The 24,385-nt window shown below is 62.6% G+C and carries 19 protein-coding genes; all 19 read right to left on the bottom strand.

The window, feature by feature from the left end; translation table 11 throughout:
• Positions 1–108 precede the first annotated feature (108 nt).
• The 19 genes from HU806_RS13080 to HU806_RS12990 all read right to left on the bottom strand — a co-directional run bounded on the left by HU806_RS13080 (position 109) and on the right by HU806_RS12990 (position 24,378).
• Complete coding sequence (locus HU806_RS13080) at positions 109–564, bottom strand: type II secretion system protein M (RefSeq protein WP_186611771.1); 456 nt, start codon at positions 562–564, stop codon at positions 109–111.
• A complete protein-coding gene (gene gspL / locus HU806_RS13075; protein ID WP_186611770.1) occupies positions 564–1,667 on the bottom strand; it encodes a type II secretion system protein GspL in 1,104 nt (367 codons plus the stop codon). The genes HU806_RS13080 and gspL overlap by 1 nt, the downstream gene beginning before the upstream one ends.
• Positions 1,667–2,512 (bottom strand): type II secretion system protein GspK, encoded by an 846-nt coding sequence (locus HU806_RS13070; RefSeq protein WP_186611769.1) that lies wholly within the window; start codon positions 2,510–2,512, stop codon positions 1,667–1,669. The genes gspL and HU806_RS13070 overlap by 1 nt, the downstream gene beginning before the upstream one ends.
• A complete protein-coding gene (locus tag HU806_RS13065) occupies positions 2,509–3,042 on the bottom strand; it encodes a type II secretion system protein GspJ (protein WP_186611768.1) in 534 nt (177 codons plus the stop codon). The genes HU806_RS13070 and HU806_RS13065 overlap by 4 nt, the downstream gene beginning before the upstream one ends.
• Positions 3,035–3,421: a type II secretion system minor pseudopilin GspI gene (gene gspI / locus HU806_RS13060; protein ID WP_186611767.1), complete on the bottom strand. Its 387-nt coding sequence runs from the start codon at positions 3,419–3,421 to the stop codon at positions 3,035–3,037. The genes HU806_RS13065 and gspI overlap by 8 nt, the downstream gene beginning before the upstream one ends.
• Positions 3,414–3,881: a type II secretion system minor pseudopilin GspH gene (gspH, locus tag HU806_RS13055; protein ID WP_186611766.1), complete on the bottom strand. Its 468-nt coding sequence runs from the start codon at positions 3,879–3,881 to the stop codon at positions 3,414–3,416. The genes gspI and gspH overlap by 8 nt, the downstream gene beginning before the upstream one ends.
• A gap of 2 nt (positions 3,882–3,883) precedes the next feature.
• Entirely contained in the window at positions 3,884–4,342 is a 459-nt protein-coding gene (gene gspG / locus HU806_RS13050) for a type II secretion system major pseudopilin GspG (protein ID WP_186611765.1), read from the bottom strand.
• A gap of 3 nt (positions 4,343–4,345) precedes the next feature.
• Complete coding sequence (gspF, locus tag HU806_RS13045; protein ID WP_186611764.1) at positions 4,346–5,554, bottom strand: type II secretion system inner membrane protein GspF; 1,209 nt, start codon at positions 5,552–5,554, stop codon at positions 4,346–4,348.
• Positions 5,555–5,558: 4 nt separating this feature from the next.
• Complete coding sequence (gene gspE / locus HU806_RS13040) at positions 5,559–7,031, bottom strand: type II secretion system ATPase GspE (RefSeq protein ID WP_186611763.1); 1,473 nt, start codon at positions 7,029–7,031, stop codon at positions 5,559–5,561.
• Positions 7,028–8,953 carry a type II secretion system secretin GspD gene (gene gspD, locus HU806_RS13035; RefSeq protein ID WP_186611762.1) on the bottom strand — a complete coding sequence of 642 codons (1,926 nt, stop codon included), beginning with the start codon at positions 8,951–8,953 and terminating at the stop codon, positions 7,028–7,030. The genes gspE and gspD overlap by 4 nt, the downstream gene beginning before the upstream one ends.
• A gap of 8 nt (positions 8,954–8,961) precedes the next feature.
• Positions 8,962–9,474, bottom strand: a complete 513-nt coding sequence (locus HU806_RS13030) for a type II secretion system protein N (RefSeq protein ID WP_186611761.1) — start codon at positions 9,472–9,474, stop codon at positions 8,962–8,964.
• A 67-nt stretch (positions 9,475–9,541) separates the two neighbouring features.
• On the bottom strand, positions 9,542–11,005 hold the full coding sequence (gbpA, locus tag HU806_RS13025) for an N-acetylglucosamine-binding protein GbpA (RefSeq protein WP_186611760.1): 1,464 nt from the start codon (positions 11,003–11,005) through the stop codon (positions 9,542–9,544).
• Positions 11,006–11,358: 353 nt separating this feature from the next.
• Positions 11,359–12,426, bottom strand: a complete 1,068-nt coding sequence (gene hemE / locus HU806_RS13020; RefSeq protein ID WP_186611759.1) for a uroporphyrinogen decarboxylase — start codon at positions 12,424–12,426, stop codon at positions 11,359–11,361.
• A 162-nt stretch (positions 12,427–12,588) separates the two neighbouring features.
• Positions 12,589–14,007, bottom strand: a complete 1,419-nt coding sequence (locus tag HU806_RS13015) for a glutamate synthase small subunit GltD family protein (protein WP_186611758.1) — start codon at positions 14,005–14,007, stop codon at positions 12,589–12,591.
• A gap of 127 nt (positions 14,008–14,134) precedes the next feature.
• Positions 14,135–18,583 (bottom strand): glutamate synthase large subunit, encoded by a 4,449-nt coding sequence (gene gltB / locus HU806_RS13010; protein WP_186611757.1) that lies wholly within the window; start codon positions 18,581–18,583, stop codon positions 14,135–14,137.
• 350 nt (positions 18,584–18,933) lie between these two features.
• Entirely contained in the window at positions 18,934–20,523 is a 1,590-nt protein-coding gene (locus HU806_RS13005; RefSeq protein ID WP_186611756.1) for an AAA family ATPase, read from the bottom strand.
• A gap of 10 nt (positions 20,524–20,533) precedes the next feature.
• Complete coding sequence (aroB, locus tag HU806_RS13000) at positions 20,534–21,634, bottom strand: 3-dehydroquinate synthase (protein WP_186611755.1); 1,101 nt, start codon at positions 21,632–21,634, stop codon at positions 20,534–20,536.
• A gap of 148 nt (positions 21,635–21,782) precedes the next feature.
• Positions 21,783–22,301 (bottom strand): shikimate kinase AroK, encoded by a 519-nt coding sequence (aroK, locus tag HU806_RS12995; RefSeq protein ID WP_186611754.1) that lies wholly within the window; start codon positions 22,299–22,301, stop codon positions 21,783–21,785.
• Between the two features lie 4 nt (positions 22,302–22,305).
• Complete coding sequence (locus HU806_RS12990; protein ID WP_186611753.1) at positions 22,306–24,378, bottom strand: type IV pilus secretin PilQ; 2,073 nt, start codon at positions 24,376–24,378, stop codon at positions 22,306–22,308.
• Positions 24,379–24,385: the final 7 nt, after the last annotated feature.

The raw sequence follows: 24,385 nt of genomic DNA, 5'->3' as shown, positions 1-24,385 counted from the left end.
AGGTGAACCTTGCAAACCGGTTTACGGCTGCTGCGCAGCCGAGCGGGAGCAAGCTCCCTCGCCACAAGAGCCCATACGCCTGGTCAAGGTTGTTGTGTACTCGCTTGGTCATTGACGCAACACCACTCGCGCTTCTAACACATCATCACGCGCTTCCAACGTCAGCGACCGCAGCCCCGCGCCCTCCCGCTCTAGTTGATCCAACCAATGCAGCAACGCACTCGCATCACCCCTGACGGCGAGTCGCAACGAGTCGCCGTCGACCTCCATTTCCGCCATGTCCAACCCCGCGGCTGTCGCACTTTCGTTGACGCGCACCGACAAGGGTTGGGTCGCGGCAGTCCTGTCTTGGGAGGGGTCGGCGCGCAGGATCCGGGCACTCAGTTCAGCTTGTTGGCGATGCTGTCGCTCGGCAAGCTCCAGCCGTTGCCGGGTCGGTTGCCAGATCGCGGTGTAGGCCAACGCCACCGATAACAATCCGGCAAGCCCCAGCAACAAACCTTGCTCTCGGCGCGACAGGTTTCCCCAGGCCTGTTTCAAGACCAGCCATCCATTGAGGCTCATCAACTGTTCTCCAGCGTGAGAATGGCCTGCACGCGATTGTTCTGTTTGCTGGCGCTACCCAGGGCGACGGGCAATCCGTTTTGCTGCCCGCGTTCACGCAGTTGTTCAAGCTCGACGAAACTGTTCGCCGTCAGCTGGATTTTCCAGCCTTCGCCTTCACGAAAATCGATGCGCTGCACCTCGACGTTGCTGGCACCAATGACCTGCTCGGTCAGATGAGTCAGACGCGCGACCTGAGTGTCCTGGCTTTGCCCGCGCCGACTCTGCAATGCCTGGAACTGCGCCGCCAGGTCGACGATCCGCTGCTGACCGGGATACAGCGACCTGAATCGCTGCTCACTCTGGGCATATAAAAGCCGGGTTTCATTTTCCACAAAGCGCACGCGGGCATCGCTGAAGGCCCAGGTGAGCAGCAACAGGCCCAGTGCCGCCGTCGAAACGCCACGCCATGGCAGCGGGCTTCGGCGTCGACGAAACTCACCTTGCAACAGGTCGATGGGACGTCCATTCGCGTTCAACAGCCATTCATCGATGCCCGGGCAGTCGCGTTCTTCATCCAGCCAGTGAATGTCCTCGGGCAGGCCCGGCTTGAGCGCCATCAAGGCCCGTGGCGACAATGACAGGCGCGCCGACAGTCCTCCACCCAGCAACCAACGCCCGAACCAGCGCACGCCCAATGCCTGGTCATCGGCGAGCAGGTCGGCGTCGACATGCACCGCCCGCGTCTCGATGCCCTGCTCGGCGAGCAGCGCCAGCAGCGCCTGGAAACCAGCCCGCTCTGTCACCATCATCGAATAGCGATGCTGCCGGTCACGCGGGCCGATGCTGATGTGCAGCGTCTCCAGGTTTTCACTCAGTTGCTCTTCGATGGCGAATGCCAGGGCCTGGGGCCGGGGCTGGCGTCGAGACGGCCACGGATCGCTGCGCAACCAACTGCACATTTCCATTGGCAAGAGCACATCGACTGGCCGTCCGTTCAACTCGCCGGCCGCCTCGTGCAACGGCAGGCGACGACGCTCGCCGGTGGGCGACCACACGCAGCACGGCCAGTTGGCGCAAGGCGCGCCCAGGCCTTCGGCGGTCAGGTAAAGCCAGGTTTTCATCAAGGAAGCTCGCTGGGGCTGAAGGGTAAGAAACGACGCTGACGAACCGTCCAGCGTCCACTGACGGAGTCGCGCTCGATATCCGCGGCCAGGCGCAGGCGGCTGGTGCCCTGGGTCACGCTCACGGTGATCCGGAACCAGCGGCTGCTCACGCCCAACCCATGGCTGTTGAGGCCTGTTCCAGACAACAACGGGTCGTTGGTAAACGCTTGCACGCTGGCGAATGGCGCATCGCGACGCTGGTTGACCAACGTCTTGGCGGCCCCGGTTTCCACGCCATCAAGGGACATAAGCACAAGCTGCGGGGCGGTATTGATGTTTAGCCGCGCATCCTTGGGCAGCAACACCACCCATGGCTCCAGGCGCCGCAGCGTCTGGCCGTCGATGCCTGGCAACAGGCGCAATTGACTCAACTCCTGCACCGGCCCGACCTGGGGCAACGCCAGCGGCGGCAGATCCAGCAAGGCCAGCAAGCGGGTCCAGCGACCGAGGGTGATCTGATCGATTTGCCCCAGGGCCAGCAGCGCGTTGAGATTCAGACGCCCGGACAAGTCCTCGATAACGATGCGCAGCTCGGCGCCATCCACTTCCAACACGGGCCCGAGCCGAGCCCAATCCTGGCTCAGGTCAACGGGGCCGGATGAGGTTATCCCGCTGTCCTCCAGGACCACCCGCGCCCAGTCTTCACCCGCCAATCCCAATTGCCGCAACTGGACTTGTTGCAGTTGCTGCGCGCTGCTGTGCAACAACAGGCGATGACTGCGCAACAGGCCTGCGATCAGCAGCAGCGCCAGGCTCAGCACCAGCAGCACGCTGATCAGCGCCACGCCTCGTTGCCGCCTCACGGCAGCGCCTCCGGCAACAGCAGCACCCGACGGATCTGCTCGAAACGCCCCGCCGACACGGTCAATTCCAGCGCAAGCGGCGCGCTGTCCCTTGCGCTTTCGCGGTGCCAGCCCAGTTGCCGGTCGAACACGCGCCAGTTCAGAGTGCGGACGTTCTCGAGCAATTTCTGCCGCTGCACAAACATTGGGTCTTCGCCGACGCTCTCGCGCCACAACGCCGTACCTTCGAGTCGATAAGTCACCGCTTGCCGTTCACTGCGTGGCTGGTCCAGTGGGTTACGCCAATGGCTGCGCTGCAACTGCAAATGCCCCGGTGCGAGCACGACCGAGTCGGCAACCGCCTGCCACACATCCCGCTCGATCATGCCGACAGCACGCTGCAAGGCCCTGATGTCGCGCTCATGCTGACCGGCCCCTTGCTGGGTCCGCACGACACTATCGAACAACCGCCAACTGGCCAGGCCGAGTAAGGCAAAAATGGCAATGGCGATGACCAATTCCAACAAGGTGAAACCCGACTGCTTATTCATGACGGCGGCCGATCCACCCGGTAGTGCGGTGTACGACGGTCGTGCTGTCGCCACGGCTCACCTGGATCTCGACCTGCAGCAGGCGCCCATCACGGGCCGGGGCGATCCGCTGTTGCAAGACCCAATCGCGACGATCCAGGTGCCGGCTCAGGCGCTGTTGTCCCGGCGGGGTGACGGCTTGCAGGCGCAGCTCGCTCAACTGATTGTCCGCCAGCCAGGCGCCGAACAGACGGTCCTCCAGGGCGGCGCTTTGCTTGAGCACGAACTGACTGGCCGAGAGCACGGCCGCCGCCAGCGTGGCGAAAATCGCCAGGGCGATCATGACTTCCAGCAACGTGAAACCCTGGCAACCGGCGGCCAGCCTGCGCGCGTTACTCATCGATCAGTGGCTCCGCCAGGCCATCGCTCGATACCCGGGCAATCGCCTGCCCAGCGACTTTGATCAGCAGCCTGAACGGGCTGATCTCGTCACTGCTGAGCATCAGCAACTGCGGCGGGCCCTGAACGTCATCGAGGCGCAGGACATGGCCGTCCTGCTCCAAGCCAAGCGTCAGGCCTTCGGGCAATCGATGCAACGCCGACACCGCCGTCCAGTCCTGGGCTTGGAGTCGCAGCGCCTGATAGCCGCCAAGCTGCACGCGCACGCCGTATTCCTGCCCGTCCAACACCGCCCGCTCGCGCAACTGCTGCACCACCGCGACGAAGTCCCGCGCCTGCTGCCGCGCCTCACGCGCCGGGCTCGCGCCCGTGGCAAAGCGAACCATGCCTGCCAGAACGCCGATCAAGACGATCACGACCATCAGCTCCAGCAAGGTGAAACCCCGGCAACGATGCTGCATGTTCACTCGGCCCAATTGCCGATGTCGGCCGCCATCCCTTCACCGCCCGGCAAGCCATCGGCCCCCAGAGAGTAGAGGTCATAGCTGCCATCGACGGCTTTGGGTCCGGGGTTGAGGTACTGGTAGGGCGTGCCCCAAGGGTCGATCGGCAGGCTTTTCAGATACCCTTGCGGGTTCCAGCTCCTGGCCACGGGCGTGCCGGACGGGCGTTTGCTCAACGCCTCCAGGCCTTGTTGGGTCGAGGGGTACTGGAAGTTGTCGAGGCGGTACATTTCCAGGGCCGTGGCGATTGCCTGCAGATCAGTGCGGGCGGCCGTGACCTTGGCCTGGTCGGGTCGGCTCATGAACTGCGGCACCACGATGGCGCCCAGCACGCCAATGATGACCACCACCACCATGATTTCGATCAGGGTGAAGCCGCGTTGTCGATGGCGTGTGGATCGGTTGCTTTGGAGTTTCATCGGTCAATTCACCAACTGGTTGAGGCTCAGGATCGGTAGGAGGATGGCCATGACGATCAGCAGCACGACGCCGCCCATCAGCACCAACATGGCCGGTTCGAAAAGGCTCACCACCAGCGCGATGCGCGCCGCGAGGCTGGCTTCCTGTTGTTCGGCGGCCCGGGCGAGCATGTTGTCGAGTTCACCGGCCCGCTCACCGCTGGCGATCATATGCAGCATCAGCGGCGGCATATCACCGCCCAGCTCCAGGCCACGGGTGAGCGTCCCGCCCTCGCGGACCGAGCGGGCGACGTCGGCCATGCGGGCACGGATCGTCAGGTTGCCGATCACCTGCGCGGCGATGTGCAACGCCTCCACCAGCGGCACCGCGCTTTTACTCAGGATCGCCAAGGTGCTGGCGAATCGGGCCGCTTCCATCGCCCGCAGCACGTCGCCCAACAGCGGCAGCCGCAGCAGCAAGCGATGCCAGCGCAGGCGCCACGTCGGCTGACGCAGGCTCCAACGCCACAGCCCGAGCAACCCGGCCAGCGCACCGAACAGCAGCAGGCCATGGCGGCGCAAGCCATCGCTCACGGCGATCAGCGCCTGGGTCAGCCAGGGCAACGGTTGGCCACTGTCGATGAAAATCTTCACCACGTCCGGCACCACGTAGCCCAGCAGAAAAGCGACAATCGCGACGCAGGCCAGCATCAGGATCGACGGGTACACCAATGCCAATTGAATGCGCTGGCGCGAGGCCTGGCGCGCCTGGGTGTAGCTCGCCAATTGTTCCAACACCTGGCCCAGGTGACCGGATTGCTCGCCCGCCGCGACCGTGGCGCAGAACAGCTCGGGGAACGCCTGGGGAAAGGTACGCAGTGCCGTCGCCAGCGCGTGGCCTTCCATCACCCGGCTGCGCACCGCCGCCAGCAGGTGGGCAACGCGGCGCTTCTGACTCTGCTGCGCCACCGCCCCCAGCGACTCCTCCAGGGGCAGGCCGGCCTGGATCAGGGTGGACAGCTGCAACGTCAGCAATGCCAGATCCGCCGGGCTCAAACGTCCGCCGGCATGGCGTCCGCCCAGGGTTCGTGGTTCTTTGGCTTCGGCCAGTTCGCTGGGCAGCAAGCCGCGCTCGCGCAGCAACTGGCGCGCATGGCGGGGGCTGTCGGCTTCCACGCGGCCCTTGCGGCGTCGGCCCTGGGGGTCTTCGGCCCGATAGGCGAAGGTCGGCATGGCGCTAATCCTCCTGGGTGATGCGCAGCAATTCGTCGACACTGGTCAGGCCTTCCAACACTCGCTGGCGGCCGTCCTGGAACAGGCTGCGGGAGGTCTTGCGCGCCTCGCCCGCCAACGCCTGCTCAGTGGCGCCCTGGTGGATCAGCTGCGACAGGGCGGCGCTGACATTCACCAGCTCATAGATACCGAAGCGTCCGCGATAGCCTTTCTGGCATTGCTCGCAACCCCGGGCCTTGAACAACCGAGGGGCAGCATCGACGTCGAGCCCCAGGCGCCGACACGTGGCAGCGTCGGCCACATACGGTGTCTTGCAGGACGGGCATAGGCTGCGCAGCAAGCGCTGGGCGACGATGCCGGCCAGAGACGACGCCAGCAGATACGCATCCACGCCCATGTCCACCAACCGCGTGACCGCGCCGACGGCGGTGTTGGTGTGCAGGGTCGAGAGCACCAGGTGCCCGGTCAGCGATGCCTGGACGGCGATTTCGGCGGTCTCGCGGTCACGTATTTCGCCGACCATCACCACGTCCGGGTCCTGGCGCAAAATGGCCCGCAAGCCGCGGGCGAAGGTCATGTCGACTTTCGGATTGACCGGCATCTGGCCGATGCCCGGCAGGTGGTATTCGATGGGGTCTTCGACGGTGAGAATGTTGCGGCTCTGGTCGTTGATGCTGCTCAGGGCCGCGTACAGGCTGGTGGTTTTTCCCGACCCCGTGGGCCCGGTGACCAACACGATGCCGTGGGGCTTGCCGAGCAACTGGCGCAGGCTCGCCAGGGTGTCGTCGGGCAGGCCCAGGCGTTGCAACTCCAGGCGTCCGGCCTGCTTGTCGAGCAGGCGCAACACCACCCGCTCGCCATGGGCCGAAGGCAGGGTCGAGACCCGCACATCGACCTCGTGACCGGCCAGGCGCAAGGCCATCCGGCCGTCCTGGGGCACGCGTTTTTCGGCGATGTCCAGGCGCGCCATGACCTTGATCCGCGACACCAACAGGTTCGCCAACTCCCGGCGCGGCCGCAGCATCTCCTGCAATTGACCGTCGATGCGCATGCGTACCGACAGGTATTGCTCAAACGTCTCCAGGTGCACATCCGAGGCCTGTTCGCGGACCGCCTCGCTGAGCAGCGCATTGATCAGGCGGATGATCGGCGCATCGCCCTGCTGTTCCAGCAGGTCGGTGGTCTGGGGCATCTGGTCGGCCAGGCTGAGCAGGTCGAGCTCCTCGTCCAGGCCCTGGGCCACCTGCTCGGCGGCGCTCTGGCCCTGGCGATAGACGCTGGCCAGGCGCGCGGCGAACTGTGCCGGCTCCAGCACCTGGATCGGCACGTCCCGCCCGCACAGACGGCGGACTTCGGCCACGGCGGTCAGCGGCGTGTCACGGCGCATGACCAGGCTCAAGGTCGGCCCCGCGCCTTCCAGCAGCACGCCCAGGCGCCTGGCGAAACCAAAGGGCAAAGGGGCCTGCGGCTCAGTCACAGGGCACCCGAGCGCTGTTGCGGATCGGCCGCCGACGCATCGGTGGATGGCTCGAACAACTGATGGGCATCCCGGGGCAGCAGCAGCGAATTGTTTTCTCGCGAGCCGGGTTTGCTCAGTTCCCGGAGCGCGTCGTAGCGCTGGCGGCTGACCTCGGCCAGGTCTTCGTTGCTACGCACGATGGTCGGGCGCAGGAACACCATCAGGTTGCTCTTGGTCTGGGTGTCGCGGTTCCAGCGAAACAATGCGCCCAGGTACGGAATACTGCGCAGCAAAGGCACACCGCTTTGCTGGGTGCGGACACTGTCGCGGATCAGGCCGCCGATCACGATGATCTCGCCGTCGTCCGCCAGGATCGTGCTCTTCAAGGCGCGCTTGTTGGTGATCAGGTCGGAGGAGTCCACACCGGAGACCGACGGCGCGATGTCCGAGACTTCCTGCTCCACTTCCAGGCGCAAGGTCGAGCCTTCGTTGATGTACGGCTTGACCTTGAGGCTGATGCCGACGTCCTTGCGCTCCACGGTGGTGAACGGATTGTCCGCGCCGTTGCCGCTGGTGGCGTAGGAGCCCGTCTTGAACGGGACGTTCTGGCCCACGATGATTTCCGCTTCCTGGTTATCCAGGGTCAGCAGGCTAGGGGTGGATAGCAGGTTGCTGTGGGTGTTGCTCGCCAACGCCGAGACCAGCGCGCTGAAGCGGTCGCCGCCCAGTCGCAGGAGCGCGCCTTCCGGTCCTCTATCCAGCTCACTGAGGTTCAGGTTGCCGATGATAGGGATGTCGGTTCCCGGAAAGTTGATGAATCCAGTCGCGCTGCCTCTGTCGAGGCCCCACTGCACGCCCAAGGCTTCGGTAATGTCCCCGGAAACCTCCACGATGGCCGCGTGGATAAGCACTTGGGCCCGAGGTTGATCCAGTTCACGGACGATGTTTTCGATGATACGAATCTGGGCCGGTTCGGCGATCAGCACCAGGGCATTCTGGCTTTCATCCGCCTTGATCATGAACGGGCTGGCGGCGGCACCGTCCCGTAGGCCGGCCAAGGCCGGCGTGGTTTTTTTATCCTGCCCGACGCCTTCCAGCACCTCGGCCAATTGCTTGGCATCGCTATGGCGCAGGCGGATGACCCGGGCGTTGTCCTGGGATGCGGCGGCCGGGACATCCAGGGTCCGGGCCAGGTCGACCAGGCGCTGGCGCACAGCCGGCGCGCCGATGATCACCAGGCGATTGCTGCGGGCATCGGCAATCACCTGTCCCGCCGTATCGCCCTCGCGCTTGCCACCCGAGGCTTCCATCAGCGGCGCGATATTGCCGGCCTGGGCATGCCGCAACCGCACCACCACATGATTGCGGTTGCGCCCCGAGTCCAACTGTCGAACCACGTCGGCGATGCGCTGGACATTGGCGGCGGAGTCGGTCACCACCAGGGCGTTGGACGATACCGAAGGGCCGATGTAACCATTGGCCGACACCAAGGGCCGGACCAATCCGGCGACGTCGGCGGCGATGCTCGATTGCAGGTCAAGGACCCGGGTGACGAACTGCGACGGCGTGGCACTTTTTGCATCAGCGATTCCGGCACGCGTCTTGGCATCGCTGATCGGGGTGATCAGGATCCGCTCGCCCTCGTCGATCACCGTGAAGTTATGCGCATCGAGGATCGAATAGAACAACCGCCGCACGCCTTCGCGATCCAACGGCTCACGGGACATGACGGTGATGCGCCCCGACACGCGGGGATCGAGCACCACGGTCTTGCCCAGGATCGCGGAGAACTCCTCGACCACGTCGCGCAGTTCCGCGTTGTTCATCGCCAGTTGCCACTGGGCCTCTTCGGCCAGCAGCAAACCGGCGGGCGTCAGCAGGCACGACGCGGCGAGGCAGAACAGGACGCGCGAAACACGGCCCCGGATAAAGCTGTTCATCAATTCGATCACTCTGGTTGCCCGGCCACCGGGCGTAGGTACTGCGAGGAATGCAATGCGGCATGGCGCCCGTCTTCGAGATCCAGTCGGTGCAACAAGGGCTTGGCCTCGGGTTGCAGGGCCAACCGCTCTTCACGTCCATTGCGCCACAACGTCACATGGTTGGCCTCGACCCGGCGCAGCACGCTGCCACCGGGCAGGCGCTCGCCCACCTGGTAAAGGCGCGGGCCGGCGGCGTCCGCCAGCAAGGCCCGCGACACACCTTGGCCGGCGACAAAACTGGCTTGCAACGTCATCGGCTCGGCGTTCGGCGCCTGGGCACCAGCAGGCGCCAGGCCGAGCACAGTTGCGACCGCTTGGACATTGGGCATGTCGCGAACCGGCGCCACCGGTGAGTCGGCCAGCACCGGCAGGTCATGGCCCAATGCCTGGCGAAAACGCCATTCCTGCGCGGTCAGGAATACCCCGTAGAGCAATGGCACGAGCACCAGCACCCACCGCTTGGAGTCATGGATAGACATTACTGCGTCCTCGTCTGAAGGCCCCAGGCAACCCGAGCGGATCGCCTCGGGCCATGCCTGTCAGGACTTACAGCTTGTCCCAGGCGTTTTGCCAGGACGCACCGACACCCGGCTCGAAACCGTTCGCCGTCGGGCTGTACTGCTTGCAGTAGCCGGACGCGGGGAACGGCTTGCATTCGAAGACTTCGTCAGTCTTGGGCTGCAGCACTTTCGTACCGGCGGTGTAGTCGCTGATGCCTTCAGGGAACACGAAGTCGTATTCGATGCCTGGGCCCTCGCCGGTCAGGGTGACCGTCTTGGTATCCTGGCGCGTGGTGCGCCCGTCTTCGGTGGTCCCCATCAGCGTCAGGGTATGAACCCCCGGGGCGCTGCGCACGTCCAGGCTCAGCCCGGTGCTGCCTTCACCCACCTTGCTCACGACACCCACTTGCTTGTTCTTCTCATCGAACAACGTGGCTTCGAGGTTCATCCGGCGGTTTGTTTGCGCGGCGAACGCCATGCTGACCCGACCTTTGTCGAGTACGTACTCAGGTTGCAGAGAGGAAATCCCCATGCTGGCGCTGGCGTCCTCCTGCATGTCCAGTTGGACTTCATAGCGGGTCACACCGCTTTCTTTCTGGGCGTACAGGCGGTTGGTTCCCTTGATCGGCGTGATGTTGTCGTCTTCGTCACGAACACCGGCACGAATGAGCGGATAGGCGCGGTTGAGGGCCTCGGCCAGTTTGAACGACCAGTTTTCAGCCTTGCCTTCCTCAGCGTTCTCTATGCTGATTTCCATGCTGTACTCGGCATTTTCTCCGGTGGCGGAGAATGCCCGGGCCTTGACCTTGTCACCCGCCAGTAACGGGGTCGATGGGGTAATGCTGCCAACCGGCAACCAGCCGCCCGGCAATGCGGCTTCGGCGAGGATGTTCACATCCACCGGGTTGTAGAACGCGGCATCGGTATCACCCACTGTCCAGACGCCCAGGATGACGTGATGACCCGACTTACTGTCAGGAATGACGCAGTTGTGCGGGGCTCCGCTCACCGGGAGTTGATTACCGCCATCCACCGTGCAGAACGGTGTGCTGTCGAATGAGGCGCGCTTGAGCACTTCGTTCGGGTTCCAACCGTCGCGGGTAATGAAATATTCGTGCTTGGTCGCTGGATGCGCCGCGGAGTATTTCCATTGAAAAGCAATGTTTCGATCCCTGATTTCGGTCAGGTGCCAACGCGAAGCCGATTGCGCATCAAGAGCAGAAAAGTTGGCGTTGCCGCCGCTGGCGATTTTGCCGTCGATAGGGCCCTGCAACGGCCCGCCACCTGCACCATTCGGGAAGCCCTTGAAGGTTTCGCCGGTACTCTGCGGTTCGTATTGCGCGCCACCGCAGTTCAGGTTGACGCCTTGCTGGCACAACAGTGCACGAGAAGGCGGCACGTCAACGAAACCATGGGCCAGCACACTTTGCGATGCCGCCATGGCCGACAACAGAACTAATGAGGACGCACACCCCGTTAATACATTGCTCTTGTTGAAGTTGTTCTTCATATAAATTCCAGACTAGTCATCAAAAAAGAAAGACGTATCACCGTCCTCTTGAAAGGTGCGCCAGACCGCTCAGCGCCATCCCTTGCAAGTGCCCGGAACCTTATAGAAAGTTGAGTGCTCCATGTGTAGGACAAATCTCTCAACCTGGAAGGAATGATCTCTGAATCAATTTCCCCTACATAATTTGAGAAACTTCTTACGAATAGAACTCGCTATCAAAAAGAGACAACTAAACACAAACAAACACGGCAGAAAGAATAACCGGCGGGGTTTGTGTCAGACCGTTAAACAAGCGAGCAATAAAAAGCCTGTCCGGCACAGGTCCGGACAGGCTGGGTGACAGGGGCCGTCAGTCAGACGTGATACTGCGCCGATAACTCATGCACCGCCCGCAGGAAAGCCCCGGCGTGTTCCGGGTCGACTTCCGGGGTGATCCCGTGACCGAGGTTGAACACGTGCCCGCTGCCCTTGCCGTAACTGGCGAGGATGCGTCCGACTTCGGCACGAATGGCTTCAGGCTTGGCATACAGTACGGTCGGATCCATGTTGCCTTGCAGCGCGACTTTGTCACCGACGCGCTCGCGGGCGTTGCCGATGTCGCAAGTCCAGTCCAGGCCCAAGGCGTCGGCGCCGACCTCGGCGATGCTTTCCAGCCACAGGCCGCCGTTCTTGGTGAACAGGATCACCGGGACTTTGCGACCTTCATGCTCGCGAATCAGGCCACTGGCGATCTTGCGCATGTAGGCCAGGGAGAATTCCTGGTACGCCGCCGCCGACAGGTTGCCGCCCCAGGTATCGAATATCTGCACCGCTTGCGCACCGGCCAGGATCTGGCCGTTGAGGTAGGACGTGACCGACTGGGCCAGCTTGTCCAGCAACAGGTGCATGGCTTGGGGGTTGTCGTAGAGCATCGCCTTGGTCTTGCGGAAGTCTTTCGACGAGCCACCTTCGACCATGTAGGTCGCGAGCGTCCACGGGCTGCCGGAGAAACCGATCAGCGGCACGCGGCCGTTGAGTTCACGGCGAATGGTGCTGACCGCGTCCATGACATAGCCCAGGTCTTTCTGCGGGTCGGGAATCGGCAGCGCTTCGATATCGGCCAAGGTGCTGACGACTTTCTTGAAGCGCGGGCCTTCGCCGGTCTCGAAGTACAGGCCTTGGCCCATGGCGTCGGGGATGGTGAGGATGTCGGAGAACAGGATCGCCGCGTCCAGCTGCGGGTAGCGGTCCAGCGGCTGCATCGTGACTTCGCAGGCGAACTGAGGATTCATGCACAAGCTCATGAAGTCACCGGCCTTGGCGCGGCTGGCACGGTACTCCGGCAGGTAGCGACCGGCCTGACGCATCATCCATACCGGGGTGACGTCTACAGGTTGCTTGAGCAGGGCGCGAAGGAAACGGTCGTTCTTCAGGGCAGTCATGTCGGCATCCGGAAAAAAAGTGCGGGCATGGTCTCAAAAGACAGCGGCAAGCTTCAAGCCGCAAGTTAAAAGCGCCGTTGCTTCTACTTGCAGCTTATAGCTTGAAGCTTGCCGCTGGGCTTCTACTTGCAGCTTATAGCTTGAAGCTTGCAGCTAACGTCGCTAGACGCCCAGATAATCCAGGATCCCTTCCGCCGCATTGCGGCCTTCGAAGATCGCCGTCACCACCAGGTCGGAACCCCGGACCATGTCGCCGCCGGCGAAGATCTTCGGATTGCTGGTCTGGTGTTTGTACTGGCCTTGTTCCGGGGCGACGACGCGGCCCTGGCTGTCGGTCTGGATGCTGAACTGCTCGAACCACGGCGCCGGGCTTGGACGGAAGCCGAAGGCGATGACCACGGCGTCGGCCGGGATGATCTCTTCGGAACCTGGGATCGGCTCGGGGCTGCGACGGCCACGGGCATCCGGTTCGCCGAGACGGGTCTCGACCACCTTCACGCCTTCGACCTTGTCTTCGCCGACAATCGCAATTGGCTGGCGGTTGTAGAGGAATTTCACGCCTTCTTCCTTGGCGTTCTTCACCTCTTTGCGCGAGCCGGGCATGTTCGCTTCGTCACGACGATAAGCGCAGGTCACCGACTTGGCGCCCTGGCGAATCGAGGTGCGGTTGCAGTCCATCGCCGTGTCGCCACCGCCGAGCACCACGACCTTCTTGCCTTTCATGTCGACGAAATCTTCCGGCGACTTTTCAAAGCCCAGGTTGCGGTTGACGTTGGCGATCAGGAAGTCCAGCGCGTCGTACACCCCCGGCAGGTCCTCACCGGCAAAGCCGCCCTTCATGTAGGTGTAGGTGCCCATGCCCATGAATACCGCATCGTATTCTTCGAGCAGTTGCTCCATGGTCACGTCCTTGCCGACCTCGGTGTTCAAGCGAAATTCGATGCCCATGCCAGTGAAGACTTCGCGACGATTGCTCAGCACGCTCTTTTCCAGCTTGAACTCGGGGATGCCGAAGGTCAGCAGTCCGCCGATTTCCGGGTTCTTGTCGAACACCACCGGGGTCACGCCGCCACGCACCAGCACGTCCGCACAGCCCAGGCCCGCCGGGCCCGCGCCGATGATCGCGACACGCTTGCCGGTCGGCTTGACCTTGGACATGTCCGGGCGCCAGCCCATGGCGAACGCGGTGTCGGTGATGTACTTCTCCACCGAACCGATGGTCACCGCGCCGAAACCGTCGTTGAGGGTGCAGGCACCTTCACACAGGCGATCCTGCGGGCACACCCGGCCGCAGACTTCCGGCAGGGTGTTGGTCTGGTGGGACAGCTCGGCGGCCTGGAGGATGTTGCCCTCGGCCACCAGTTTCAACCAGTTGGGAATGAAGTTGTGCACCGGGCACTTCCATTCGCAGTACGGGTTACCGCACCCCAGGCAGCGGTGGGCCTGGTCGGCCGACTGCTGGGGTTTGAAAGGCTCGTAGATTTCCACGAACTCTTTCTTGCGTTGACGCAACAGTTTCTTCTTCGGATCCTTGCGCCCGACATCGATGAATTGGAAGTCGTTGCTTAGACGTTCGGTCATTCTTCAGAACCTCATACACGACAGCTTCAAGCTCTGAGCTTCAAGCTGCAAGACAATCACGGTGGCAGGCACAACGCGCACTGCTGTTAACTTGCGGCTTGAAGCTTGCCGCTTGCTGCTGCGTCGTTTACTGCGGACTCGCACGAGTACTTGAGAGCAGAGACTTCAAATTCGCCGCCTTGGGTTTGACCAGCCAGAAACGACGCAAGTAGTCATCGAGGTTTTCGGCGAGTTCACGACCCCACTCGCTGTCGGTCTCCTCGACATACTCGTTCAACACGCGCTGCAGGTGGCTGCGATACGCTTCCATCGCTTCGCCGCTGATCCGCTGGATTTCCACCAGTTCGTGGTTGACCCGGTCAACGAAGGTGTTGTCCTGGTCGAGCACATAGGCGAAACCGCCGGTCATGCCGGAGCCGAAGTTGTAACCGGTCTTGCCCAGGACGCAGACAAAACCACCGGTCATGTACTCGCAGCAGTGATCGCCGGTGCCTTCCACCACAGTGTGGGCGCCGGAGTTACGCACGGCGAAACGCTCGCCCGCAGTGCCAGCGGCAAACAACTTGCCGCCCGTGGCGCCATACAGGCAGGTGTTGCCGATGATCGCACTGTCCTGGGTCCGGTAGACACTGCCCTTGGGCGGAACGATGACCAGCTTGCCGCCGGTCATGCCCTTGCCCACGTAGTCGTTCGCGTCACCTTCCAGGTACATGTTCAGGCCGCCGGCGTTCCAGACGCCGAAACTTTGCCCGGCCGTGCCCTTGAAGCGGAAGGTGATCGGCGCCTGGGCCATGCCCTGGTTGCCGTGCTTGCGAGCGATTTCACCGGAGATACGCGCACCGATGGAGCGATCGCAATTGCAGATGTTCAGCTCGAACTCGGCACCGCTCATGTCGTTGATCGCCGAAGCGGCCATGTCGACCATCTTCTCGGCCAGCTCGCCCTTGTCGAACGGCGGGTTGCGATCAACCTGGCAGAACTGTGGCTTGTCCGCAGGAATGAGGTCGCTGCCGAGCAACGGAGTCAGGTCCAGGTGTTGCTGCTTGGCGGTCTGGCCTTCGATCACTTCGAGCAGATCGGTACGGCCGATCAGCTCTTCCAGCGAGCGCACGCCCAGCTTCGCGAGCCACTCACGGGTCTCTTCGGCTACGTAGGTGAAGAAATTCACCACCATGTCGACAGTGCCGATGTAGTGATCCTTGCGCAGCTTCTCGTTCTGGGTCGCGACGCCGGTGGCGCAGTTGTTCAGGTGGCAGATGCGCAGGTATTTGCAGCCCAGGGCAATCATCGGCGCAGTGCCGAAGCCGAAGCTCTCGGCGCCGAGGATGGCGGCCTTGATCACGTCGAGGCCGGTTTTCAGGCCACCGTCGGTCTGCACCCGGACCTTGCCGCGCAAGTCGTTGCCGCGCAGGGTCTGGTGAGTTTCCGCCAGACCCAGTTCCCACGGCGCGCCGGCGTACTTGATCGAGGTCAGCGGCGATGCGCCGGTGCCGCCGTCGTAGCCGGAAATGGTGATCAGGTCGGCATAGGCTTTCGCCACGCCCGCGGCAATGGTGCCCACGCCGGCTTCCGCCACCAGCTTCACCGAGACCAGCGCCTTCGGGTTCACCTGCTTGAGGTCGAAGATCAGTTGCGACAAATCTTCGATCGAGTAGATGTCGTGGTGCGGCGGCGGTGAGATCAGGGTCACGCCGGGGACCGCATAACGCAGCTTGGCGATCAGGCCGTTGACCTTGCCGCCAGGCAATTGACCGCCCTCACCGGGCTTGGCGCCCTGGGCCACCTTGATCTGCAACACTTCGGCGTTGACCAGGTATTCCGGCGTCACACCGAAGCGGCCGGTCGCTACTTGCTTGATCTTCGAACTCTTGATGGTGCCGTAGCGCGCCGGGTCTTCGCCGCCTTCGCCGGAGTTGGAACGCGCGCCGAGGCGGTTCATGGCTTCGGCCAGGGCTTCGTGGGCCTCCGGGGACAACGCACCGAGGGAAATACCCGCCGAATCGAAGCGCTTGAGCACCGATTCCAGCGGCTCTACTTCGCTGATGTCCAGCGGCGTGTCGAGGGTCTTGACCTTGAGCAAGTCACGGATCATCGACACCGGACGGTTGTCCACCAGCGCGGTGTATTCCTTGAACTTGCTGTAGTCACCCTGCTGCACGGCGGCCTGCAAGGTGTTGACCACGTCCGGGTTGTAGGCGTGATATTCGCCGCCATGGACGAACTTCAGCAAGCCACCCTGCTGGATCGGCTTGCGCGGGCTCCAGGCTTCGGCGGCCAGGGCTTTCTGTTCGGCCTCGATGTCGACGAAGCGCGCACCCTTGATGCGGCTCGGTACGCCACGGAAGCTCAGCTCGCAGACTTCTTCGGACAGGCCGATGGCCTCGAACAATTGCGCGCCACGGTACGAGGCGATAGTCGAGATCCCCATCTTCGAGAGGATCTTGAGCAGGCCCTTGGTGATGCCCTTGCGGTAGTTCTTGAACACCTCGTAGAGGTCGCCCAGCACTTCACCGGTACGGATCAGGTCGCCCAGCACTTCGTAGGCCAGGAACGGATAGACCGCCGAGGCGCCGAAACCGATCAGCACCGCGAAGTGGTGCGGATCGCGGGCGGTGGCGGTTTCCACGAGGATGTTGGAATCGCAGCGCAGGCCCTTTTCGGTCAGGCGATGATGCACCGCGCCGGTGGCCAGCGAGGCATGGATCGGCAGCTTGCCCGGCGCGATGTGGCGGTCGCTCAGGACGATCTGGGTACGACCGGCGCGCGCGGCTTCTTCAGCCTGATCGGCCACGTTGCGGATCGCCGCTTCCAGGCCAACGCTTTCGTCGTAGTTCAGGTCGATGACCTGGCGCTCGAAGCCCGGGCGATCGAGGTTGGTCAGCGAGCGCCACTTGGCCGGGGAAATGACCGGCGAGCTGAGGATCACGCGCGAGGCATGCTCCGGCGACTCCTGGAAAATGTTGCGCTCTGCGCCGAGGCAGATCTCCAGGGACATCACGATGGCTTCGCGCAGCGGGTCGATCGGCGGGTTGGTCACCTGGGCGAACTGCTGGCGGAAATAATCGTACGGCGTGCGCACGCGCTGGGACAGCACGGCCATCGGCGTGTCGTCGCCCATGGAGCCGACCGCTTCGTAGCCCTGCTCGCCCAATGGACGCAGCACCTGGTCACGTTCTTCGAACGTCACCTGGTACATCTTCATGTACTGCTTGAGCTGGTCGACGTCGTAGAAAGCCGAGCCGTGGTCGTTGTCTTCCATGGTCGCCTGGATGCGCAGGGCATTCTTGCGCAGCCATTGCTTGTACGGATGACGAGACTTGAGTCGGTTGTCGATGGCGTCGGTATCGAGGATCTGGCCGGTTTCGGTGTCCACGGCAAAGATCTGGCCCGGGCCTACGCGGCCCTTGGCGATGACGTCCTGGGGCTGGTAGTTCCAGACGCCGATTTCCGACGCCAGGGTGATGAAACCGTTGGTGGTGGTTACCCAACGTGCCGGACGCAGGCCGTTACGGTCGAGCAGGCACACCGCGTAGCGACCGTCGGTCATGACGATACCGGCCGGGCCGTCCCACGGCTCCATGTGCATGGAGTTGTATTCGTAGAAGGCGCGCAGGTCCGGGTCCATGGTCTCGACGTTCTGCCACGCTGGCGGCACCAACATGCGCACGCCACGGAACAGGTCGATGCCGCCGGTCACCATCAGCTCGAGCATGTTGTCCATGCTCGAAGAGTCCGAACCCACGCGGTTGACCAGCGGGCCAAGCTCTTCCAGGTCCGGCATCAAGTCGTTGGCGAACTTGGTGCGACGAGCCACGGCCCAGTTGCGGTTGCCGGTGATGGTGTTGATCTCGCCGTTGTGGGCGAGGAAGCGGAATGGCTGGGCCAGCGGCCATTTCGGCAGGGTGTTGGTGGAGAAGCGCTGGTGGAACACGCAGATCGCGGTCTTCAGGCGCTCGTCACTCAGGTCCGGATAAAAGGCGGTGAGGTCCGCCGGCATCATCAGGCCTTTATAAATGATGGTCTTGTGGGAAAAGCTGCAGATGTAGTGATCGGTGTCGGCAGCGTTGGCCACGGACGAGCGACGACGCGAGCTGAACAGCTTGATCGACATCTCTTGGTCGCTCAGACCTTCGCCGGCAATAAATACTTGCTCGATCAGGGGCAGGCGCTCAAGGGCCAGGCGGCCGAGGACGCTGGTGTCGATCGGCACTTTGCGCCAGCCGACCAATTGCAGGCCGGCGGCCAGGATCTCGCGATTCATGTTTTCGCGAGCGGCTTGCGCCTTTACCGGGTCCTGATTGAAAAACACCATGCCCACGGCGTATTGCTTGGGCAGGGTCACGCCAAACGTTTCCTGGGCTACGGCACGCAGGAACTCGTCGGGTTTTTGAATCAGCAAGCCACAACCGTCACCGGTCTTGCCATCGGCGTTGATCCCACCACGGTGGGTCATGCAGGTCAGGGCCTCAATGGCCGTTTGCAAAAGGGTATGGCTGGGCTCGCCCTGCATATGGGCTATCAGGCCAAAACCGCAGTTATCCTTGAATTCATCTGGTTGGTACAGACCTGCTTTCATAGACACTTTCTCACCAGGCTGCCTCTTATCGAGGCAAATTTCTTTTCAATTCAGCCAGTTGCGCGCCGCGCCGAACGTACGCCAGCTTTGCGGGGGCAAAAGGGAGGTCATTGTACACACCGCCACAGAGGCTCACAAATTTGACGACGAACTGTCGCAAATCCATGTCGCATTTGTGAAAGGTTTAAAGCTATATGCTGTGCTAGTCAAAACTTTTTTGGGTTCGACCGCTACGACTCAAACGCTACTGTGACGCAGACACCACAAGGCGCGCGGCCTGAAAGGTCGCTCGCCGTTGCGGAAATTTTGAGGTTGCCGGGAGAGGCGGCCTGGGTAAGGCCGCCGAATCATCAGCGAGTTGCTGCCAGTTCCTGTTGGACGCTGGCGACAGTGCGAGGCCAAGGTTTACCAGCCTGAACCTTCGCTGGCAAGGCCTTGATGGCGGAAACGGCTGCGTCACGGTTGGCAAAGCTGCCGTAGGTGATGACGTAAAGCGGCTTGCCGTTGAGCACTTTCTTGAAATAACGGTACTCGCCGCCCTGCTCCTTGACGAAACTCTGCGCAGCAGTTTCGGAGCTGGTGCCGAGGATCTGCACCACGTAGTTGCCCGGCGCCTGGCCGGCATACCAGCTACCGCCTGCGGCCTTGGCCGGGGTGGCGGCAGGCTTGGCCGCTGGGGCCGGTGCCGGCTTGGTGGCAGGCGCTGGAACCGGAGCAGGCTTGGCGGTCGCCAACTGGGTCGGCGCCGGGGTCGGCTTGGCGGCGGGAGCTGGGGTCGGCGTCGGCGCTGGCCCTGCAGGCACACCGGCAGGTGGCGCGGTGGTGGTCACGGTAGGCGGCACGTCGCTGGTGTCTTCGATCGGCGGCGGTGCGCCGTCGTCGCCTTCGGTAATTCCGCCAGCCGCTTCCGCCAGGGGACCGCGCATGACCGGCTGCGACTGCCCGACCAGCGGCAGCGGCATTGGCTGCGTGTTGCCGGCAAATTCCACCGCCGGGGCGCCGGCACCTGCGTTGGGTTGCGGCGTGCCCTGACCGAGAGGCAGCTGTGCCTGTTCGTTGGCAGGTGCGCCGGTGGTGGGTGCCTTGTTGCGACCTGGCATCAGCCAGGCGGCAGCGACCGCGACCACGACCACGGCGGAAATCGCCAATACGTGTTTCTTCGGCATGTTGAACCCCATACTTGGACGCTTCACCGCTGAGCGGCTGGCGATCATGATTTCGATCAGAGCATCTCGGGCCACCTGGTTGATGTTGCCAGGCCAGCCGTCGGAGCTTTCGTGAATCTCAGAGATCTGATCCGCGGTGAAAAGTTCGATACCCCGGCCCGCGCCCTCAAGACGCTGTGCCAGGTATTCGCGGGTTTCTTCCTCGGTGTAGGGCGCCAGTTCGATGACGTGGAAACGCTCTTCCTCAAGCTCCAGTTGGTCTAGAACAGCGATCAACGACGACTCGCCAAACAGGAACACGTGAGGGCGTCCTTCCGGTGCACCGGCGGCGAGGGCCAGCAAGGCTTCCAAGGCAGATTCGTCGAGTTGTTCGGCATCATCCACCAGGAGATAGACTTCCTGACCGGTCAGCGCCAATTGCACGATCTGGTCGAGAATTGCGCCAATCTCCGCCTGGGCGACATTCAGCGCCTGGGCCACTTGACGCAACACACCAGCCGCATCGCCCGCGCCACGGGCCGACACCACCACGCTTTGCACCGACTGTTTGTTGGTACTGGCCACCAGCGCCTGGCGCAGCAAAGTCTTGCCGCTACCCTGAGGGCCGGTGACGACCAACAACAACTGGCTATAGCGCGCCAAGTGGTGCAACTGGCCCAGCACCGGCTTGCGTTGGGCCGGGAAGAACTTGAAGCCTGGGACCCGAGGAGCAAATGGGTCATGACTTAACTGGAAGTGGCCGAGGAAAGCCTCGTCGGCATGCAAACTAGTCATCGAAATCTTCTTAACCTTTAAGCTGAGCCAGGGCGCGGTAGTCCGCTCCCAGCGTGGCCTGTAGAACCTCTTTCGGATAATCGTCGGTCACCACCGCTTCGCCCATGTGGCGCAGCAGCACCAGACGCAGACGACCGTCGATCACTTTTTTGTCGATTGCCATATGTTCAAGGAAATCCGCCTCGGTCATTTCTTCGGGCGGAACGACTGGCAGCCCGGCGCGTTGGAACAGACGAATCCCGCGATCACGCTCCTGCTCGCTGATCCAGCCCAGGCGCGCAGACATCTCGAGGGCCATGACCGTCCCCGCGGCAACAGCCTCGCCATGCAGCCAGACGCCGTAACCCATATGGGTTTCGATGGCATGGCCGAAGGTGTGGCCCAGGTTGAGCGTGGCACGCACGCCCGACTCGCGTTCATCGGCACCAACCACGGCAGCCTTGGCTGCGCAGGAACGCTCGATGGCGTAGGTGAGCGCCGTTTGATCCAGCGCACGCAGGCGATCCACGTTGTCTTCGAGCCAACCCAGGAATGGCTCGTCGCAGATCAGCCCGTACTTGATGACTTCCGCCAACCCGGCGGACAGCTCGCGCGCCGGCAAGGACTTGAGCGTGGCGGTGTCGATCAGCACCACGTTGGGCTGGTAGAACGCACCCACCATGTTCTTGCCCAGCGGATGGTTGATCCCGGTCTTGCCACCGACCGACGAGTCGACTTGGGAAAGCAGCGTGGTAGGAATCTGGATGAAATCCACACCGCGCTGATAACACGCCGCGGCAAAACCGGCCATGTCACCGATCACGCCGCCACCCAGGGCGACCACGGTGGTGCGGCGATCATGCCGCGCGGTCAGCAGCCCGTCGAAAATCAATTGCAGGGTTTCCCACGTCTTGAAGGCCTCACCGTCAGGCAACACGACGGAAATGACCGAATAAGCCGACAGGCTGCGAGTCAGCCGTTCCAGATACAAAGGGGCGACGGTTTCATTGGTGATGATCGCCACTTGCCGCCCAGCGATGTGCGGCGCCAGCAGTTCTGGCTGGTCCAGCAAGCCTTCGCCAATGTGAATCGGGTAGCTGCGCTCGCCCAGATCGACCTTAAGTGTCTGCATGTGTCCCCACAGTGAAGATGAAATCAGGCGTCCTGCCTGCAATTAACGAAAGTCCGTGGTGCCTGCCATGACGCCAGTTAATGGCCATCCGCCACGCCCCAGTCGGGCTTGGACGGGATGCCGAGGATAGCGCATTTCGCACGGCGCATTAACGGGGGGGCAATTGTTGCAGGCGCTCCAGAATTTCCAGCACCACCATCCGCGGCGGACGCTCATCGGTTTCGATGACCAGATCGGCTATTTCCCGATACAGCGGGTCACGCACCTCCAGCAAGTCCCGCAAGGTCCTGGCCGGGTCGGCGGTACGCAACAGCGGGCGGTTGCGATCACGGGCAGTGCGGCCGACCTGCTGTTCAACGGATGCATGCAGGTAGACCACTCGTCCGCCGGCATGCAGCGCCCGACGATTGGCTTCGCGCATCACCGCGCCGCCGCCGGTGGCCAGCACCACGCCCTCGAAACCACACAGCTCGGCAATCATCGCCTGCTCGCGGTCGCGAAAGCCCGGTTCGCCTTCCTTATCGAAGATCCACGGGATATTGGCACCCGTGCGCAATTCAATTTCCTTGTCGGAATCTTTGAATGGCAGGCGCAGCTCTTTGGCCAGCAGACGACCGATGGTGCTTTTTCCAGCCCCCATCGGTCCAACAAGAATCAAATTTCGCACAGAATCAACGACTCACAGCAATCGCCTGGTTGTTCATGATACGCGGAGTGAGAAACACCAGCAGCTCGGATTTTTTCTCCGAAACCACATCACGCCGGAAAAGCCGGCCAAGATACGGCACATCGCCAAGAAATGGCACCTTATCTACGACCTTGCTCTGAGTATTTGAGAAAACCCCGCCAATCACAATGGTCTCGCCATCATTGACCAGCACCTTGGCGTTGACCTCGTTTTTCTTGATCGGCGGTACATCCTGGACCTTGTTCAAGTAGTCCGGCTCATCCTTGGTGACCTTGACCTCCATGATGATTCGGTTGTCCGGGGTGATCTGCGGCGTGACTTCCAGCGATAGCGAGGCTTCCTTGAACGACACCGAGGTGGCGCCGCTGGAGCTGGCTTCCTGGTAGGGAATTTCGGTGCCCTTGAGGATTTTCGCGGTCTCCTTGTCGGAGGTCACCACTTTGGGCTGGGAGACGATTTCCCCATTGCCGGTCTTTTCCATGGCCGTCAGCTCCAGATCCAGCAGCACGTTGTCGGTGATGAACGCGATTCCGATTCCCGAAGTATTGCCCGACGCACCCAGGTCGACGAACGGCTGGTTGGTGCTGGTGCTGCCCGGCGTGCCAATGGTCGTGGAGTCACCGGTGGAGACGCCGGAAGAATTCCAGTTGCCCTTGTTCTGGATCGAGCCGCCCCAACGCACGCCCAGGCTTTTGTCGTAATCGACGTTGGCCTCGACGATCCGCGCCTCGATCATCACCTGGCGCACCGGGATGTCCAGTTGCGCCACGATCCGGCGCAGCTCGTCGAGCCGGTCCTGGGTCTGGTAGGCAATGATGTTGTTGGTCCGCTCATCGACCGTGATCGTGCCCCGCTCGTCCGCCTTCGCCTCGGCACTGGTAACCGACTGGAACAGCTTGGCAATGTCGGCCGCCTTCGCATAGTTGACCTGCAACAGCTCGCGCCGCAGCGGCGCCAGGTCGGCAATCTGCTTCTGGGATTCCAGCTCCTGGCGCTCGCGTGCCGCAATCTCATCCGCTGGCGCCACCAGCAGCACATTGCCAACCATGCGCTTGTCCAGCCCCTTGGTCTTGAGCACAAGGTCCAACGCTTGGTCCCAAGGTACGTTCTGCAAGCGCAGGGTGATCCCGCCCTGCACCGTGTCGCTGGCCACCAGGTTCAGGTTGGTGAAGTCGGCGATCAACTGCAGCACCGAGCGCACTTCAATGTCCTGGAAGTTGAGAGACAACTTTTCGCCGTTATAGGCGGCACGATCGGTGTTGCGTTTTTGCAGGTCCTCGACGGTCATTGGCCGGACACTGACGGTCAGCTTGTTGTCGGTCTGGTAGGTCGAATAGTCGAACGTGCCGCTGGGCTCGATGCTGATGGTGGCGCGATCGGCGCCAGCGCTGGCGTTGACGAATTGCACCGGGGTAGCGAAGTCCTTGACGTCCAGGCGCACCCTCAACGGTTCGGGCAATTGCGTCCTGGCAAAATTGAGGATGATCTTGCCTTCGCGCTCCTGGATGTCGGGAGCGATGGAAGGGTCCGACAGGTCGATCACTACATTGCCTTCACCCTGGGTGCCACGCTGGAAATCCACCCCCCTGATGGCTTTGCCCACCGGGGCGCTGGCCCTGGCGGGCGCCGGGCTGGCGATTGCCGGGCGCGGGGGTTGCGCGGAGGTCCTGGCAGCCGCGCCCTTGCCGACCACCACGAACAGGTTGTTACCCTCGATTCGCGTGTCATAAGGCGCCAATTGCGTAAGGCCGATGATCAACCGGGTTCGCTCGCCCGCCTCTACCACCGTGGCGCTGCGCGCATTGCCTGCCCCAAGGTCACGGCTCTTGCTGGCTAATTTACTGGTCACGCCGGGCAGGTCCAGCGCGATACGGGCCGGTTGTTCAGTGGTATAGCCTCGCGGCGTCGGTGGTGGCCCGTCGAAGGCGAGCTTCAGCTCGGTACGGTCACCCGGCAACGTCGCGACATCGAGCGCCTTCAGGCTGGCTCCATGAACCATCGGCGACAGCAGCGCTATCCATAGCGAAATACCGAGGGCTGGAAAAATCCTGTTCATTGTTCGA

Source organism: Pseudomonas sp. SWRI154 (genome assembly GCF_014268645.1).
Lineage (GTDB): Bacteria > Pseudomonadota > Gammaproteobacteria > Pseudomonadales > Pseudomonadaceae > Aquipseudomonas > Aquipseudomonas marvdashtae.
This window is presented reverse-complemented; position numbering and strand designations above follow the sequence as displayed.

What these genes read in the sequence shown, in the direction of transcription:
- HU806_RS12990 (WP_186611753.1), bottom strand. Translation starts at nt 24,378, where the DNA reads ATGAACAGGATTTTTCCAGCCCTCGGTATTTCGCTATGGATAGCGCTG.
- HU806_RS13065 (WP_186611768.1), bottom strand. Translation starts at nt 3,042, where the DNA reads ATGAATAAGCAGTCGGGTTTCACCTTGTTGGAATTGGTCATCGCCATT.
- HU806_RS13030 (WP_186611761.1), bottom strand. Translation starts at nt 9,474, where the DNA reads ATGTCTATCCATGACTCCAAGCGGTGGGTGCTGGTGCTCGTGCCATTG.
- gspD (WP_186611762.1), bottom strand. Translation starts at nt 8,953, where the DNA reads ATGAACAGCTTTATCCGGGGCCGTGTTTCGCGCGTCCTGTTCTGCCTC.
- HU806_RS13005 (WP_186611756.1), bottom strand. Translation starts at nt 20,523, where the DNA reads ATGACTAGTTTGCATGCCGACGAGGCTTTCCTCGGCCACTTCCAGTTA.
- gspF (WP_186611764.1), bottom strand. Translation starts at nt 5,554, where the DNA reads ATGCCGACCTTCGCCTATCGGGCCGAAGACCCCCAGGGCCGACGCCGC.
- gspL (WP_186611770.1), bottom strand. Translation starts at nt 1,667, where the DNA reads ATGAAAACCTGGCTTTACCTGACCGCCGAAGGCCTGGGCGCGCCTTGC.
- gbpA (WP_186611760.1), bottom strand. Translation starts at nt 11,005, where the DNA reads ATGAAGAACAACTTCAACAAGAGCAATGTATTAACGGGGTGTGCGTCC.
- hemE (WP_186611759.1), bottom strand. Translation starts at nt 12,426, where the DNA reads ATGACTGCCCTGAAGAACGACCGTTTCCTTCGCGCCCTGCTCAAGCAA.
- gspI (WP_186611767.1), bottom strand. Translation starts at nt 3,421, where the DNA reads ATGAGTAACGCGCGCAGGCTGGCCGCCGGTTGCCAGGGTTTCACGTTG.
- HU806_RS13080 (WP_186611771.1), bottom strand. Translation starts at nt 564, where the DNA reads ATGAGCCTCAATGGATGGCTGGTCTTGAAACAGGCCTGGGGAAACCTG.
- gltB (WP_186611757.1), bottom strand. Translation starts at nt 18,583, where the DNA reads ATGAAAGCAGGTCTGTACCAACCAGATGAATTCAAGGATAACTGCGGT.
- gspG (WP_186611765.1), bottom strand. Translation starts at nt 4,342, where the DNA reads ATGAAACTCCAAAGCAACCGATCCACACGCCATCGACAACGCGGCTTC.
- aroB (WP_186611755.1), bottom strand. Translation starts at nt 21,634, where the DNA reads ATGCAGACACTTAAGGTCGATCTGGGCGAGCGCAGCTACCCGATTCAC.
- HU806_RS13015 (WP_186611758.1), bottom strand. Translation starts at nt 14,007, where the DNA reads ATGACCGAACGTCTAAGCAACGACTTCCAATTCATCGATGTCGGGCGC.
- gspH (WP_186611766.1), bottom strand. Translation starts at nt 3,881, where the DNA reads ATGCAGCATCGTTGCCGGGGTTTCACCTTGCTGGAGCTGATGGTCGTG.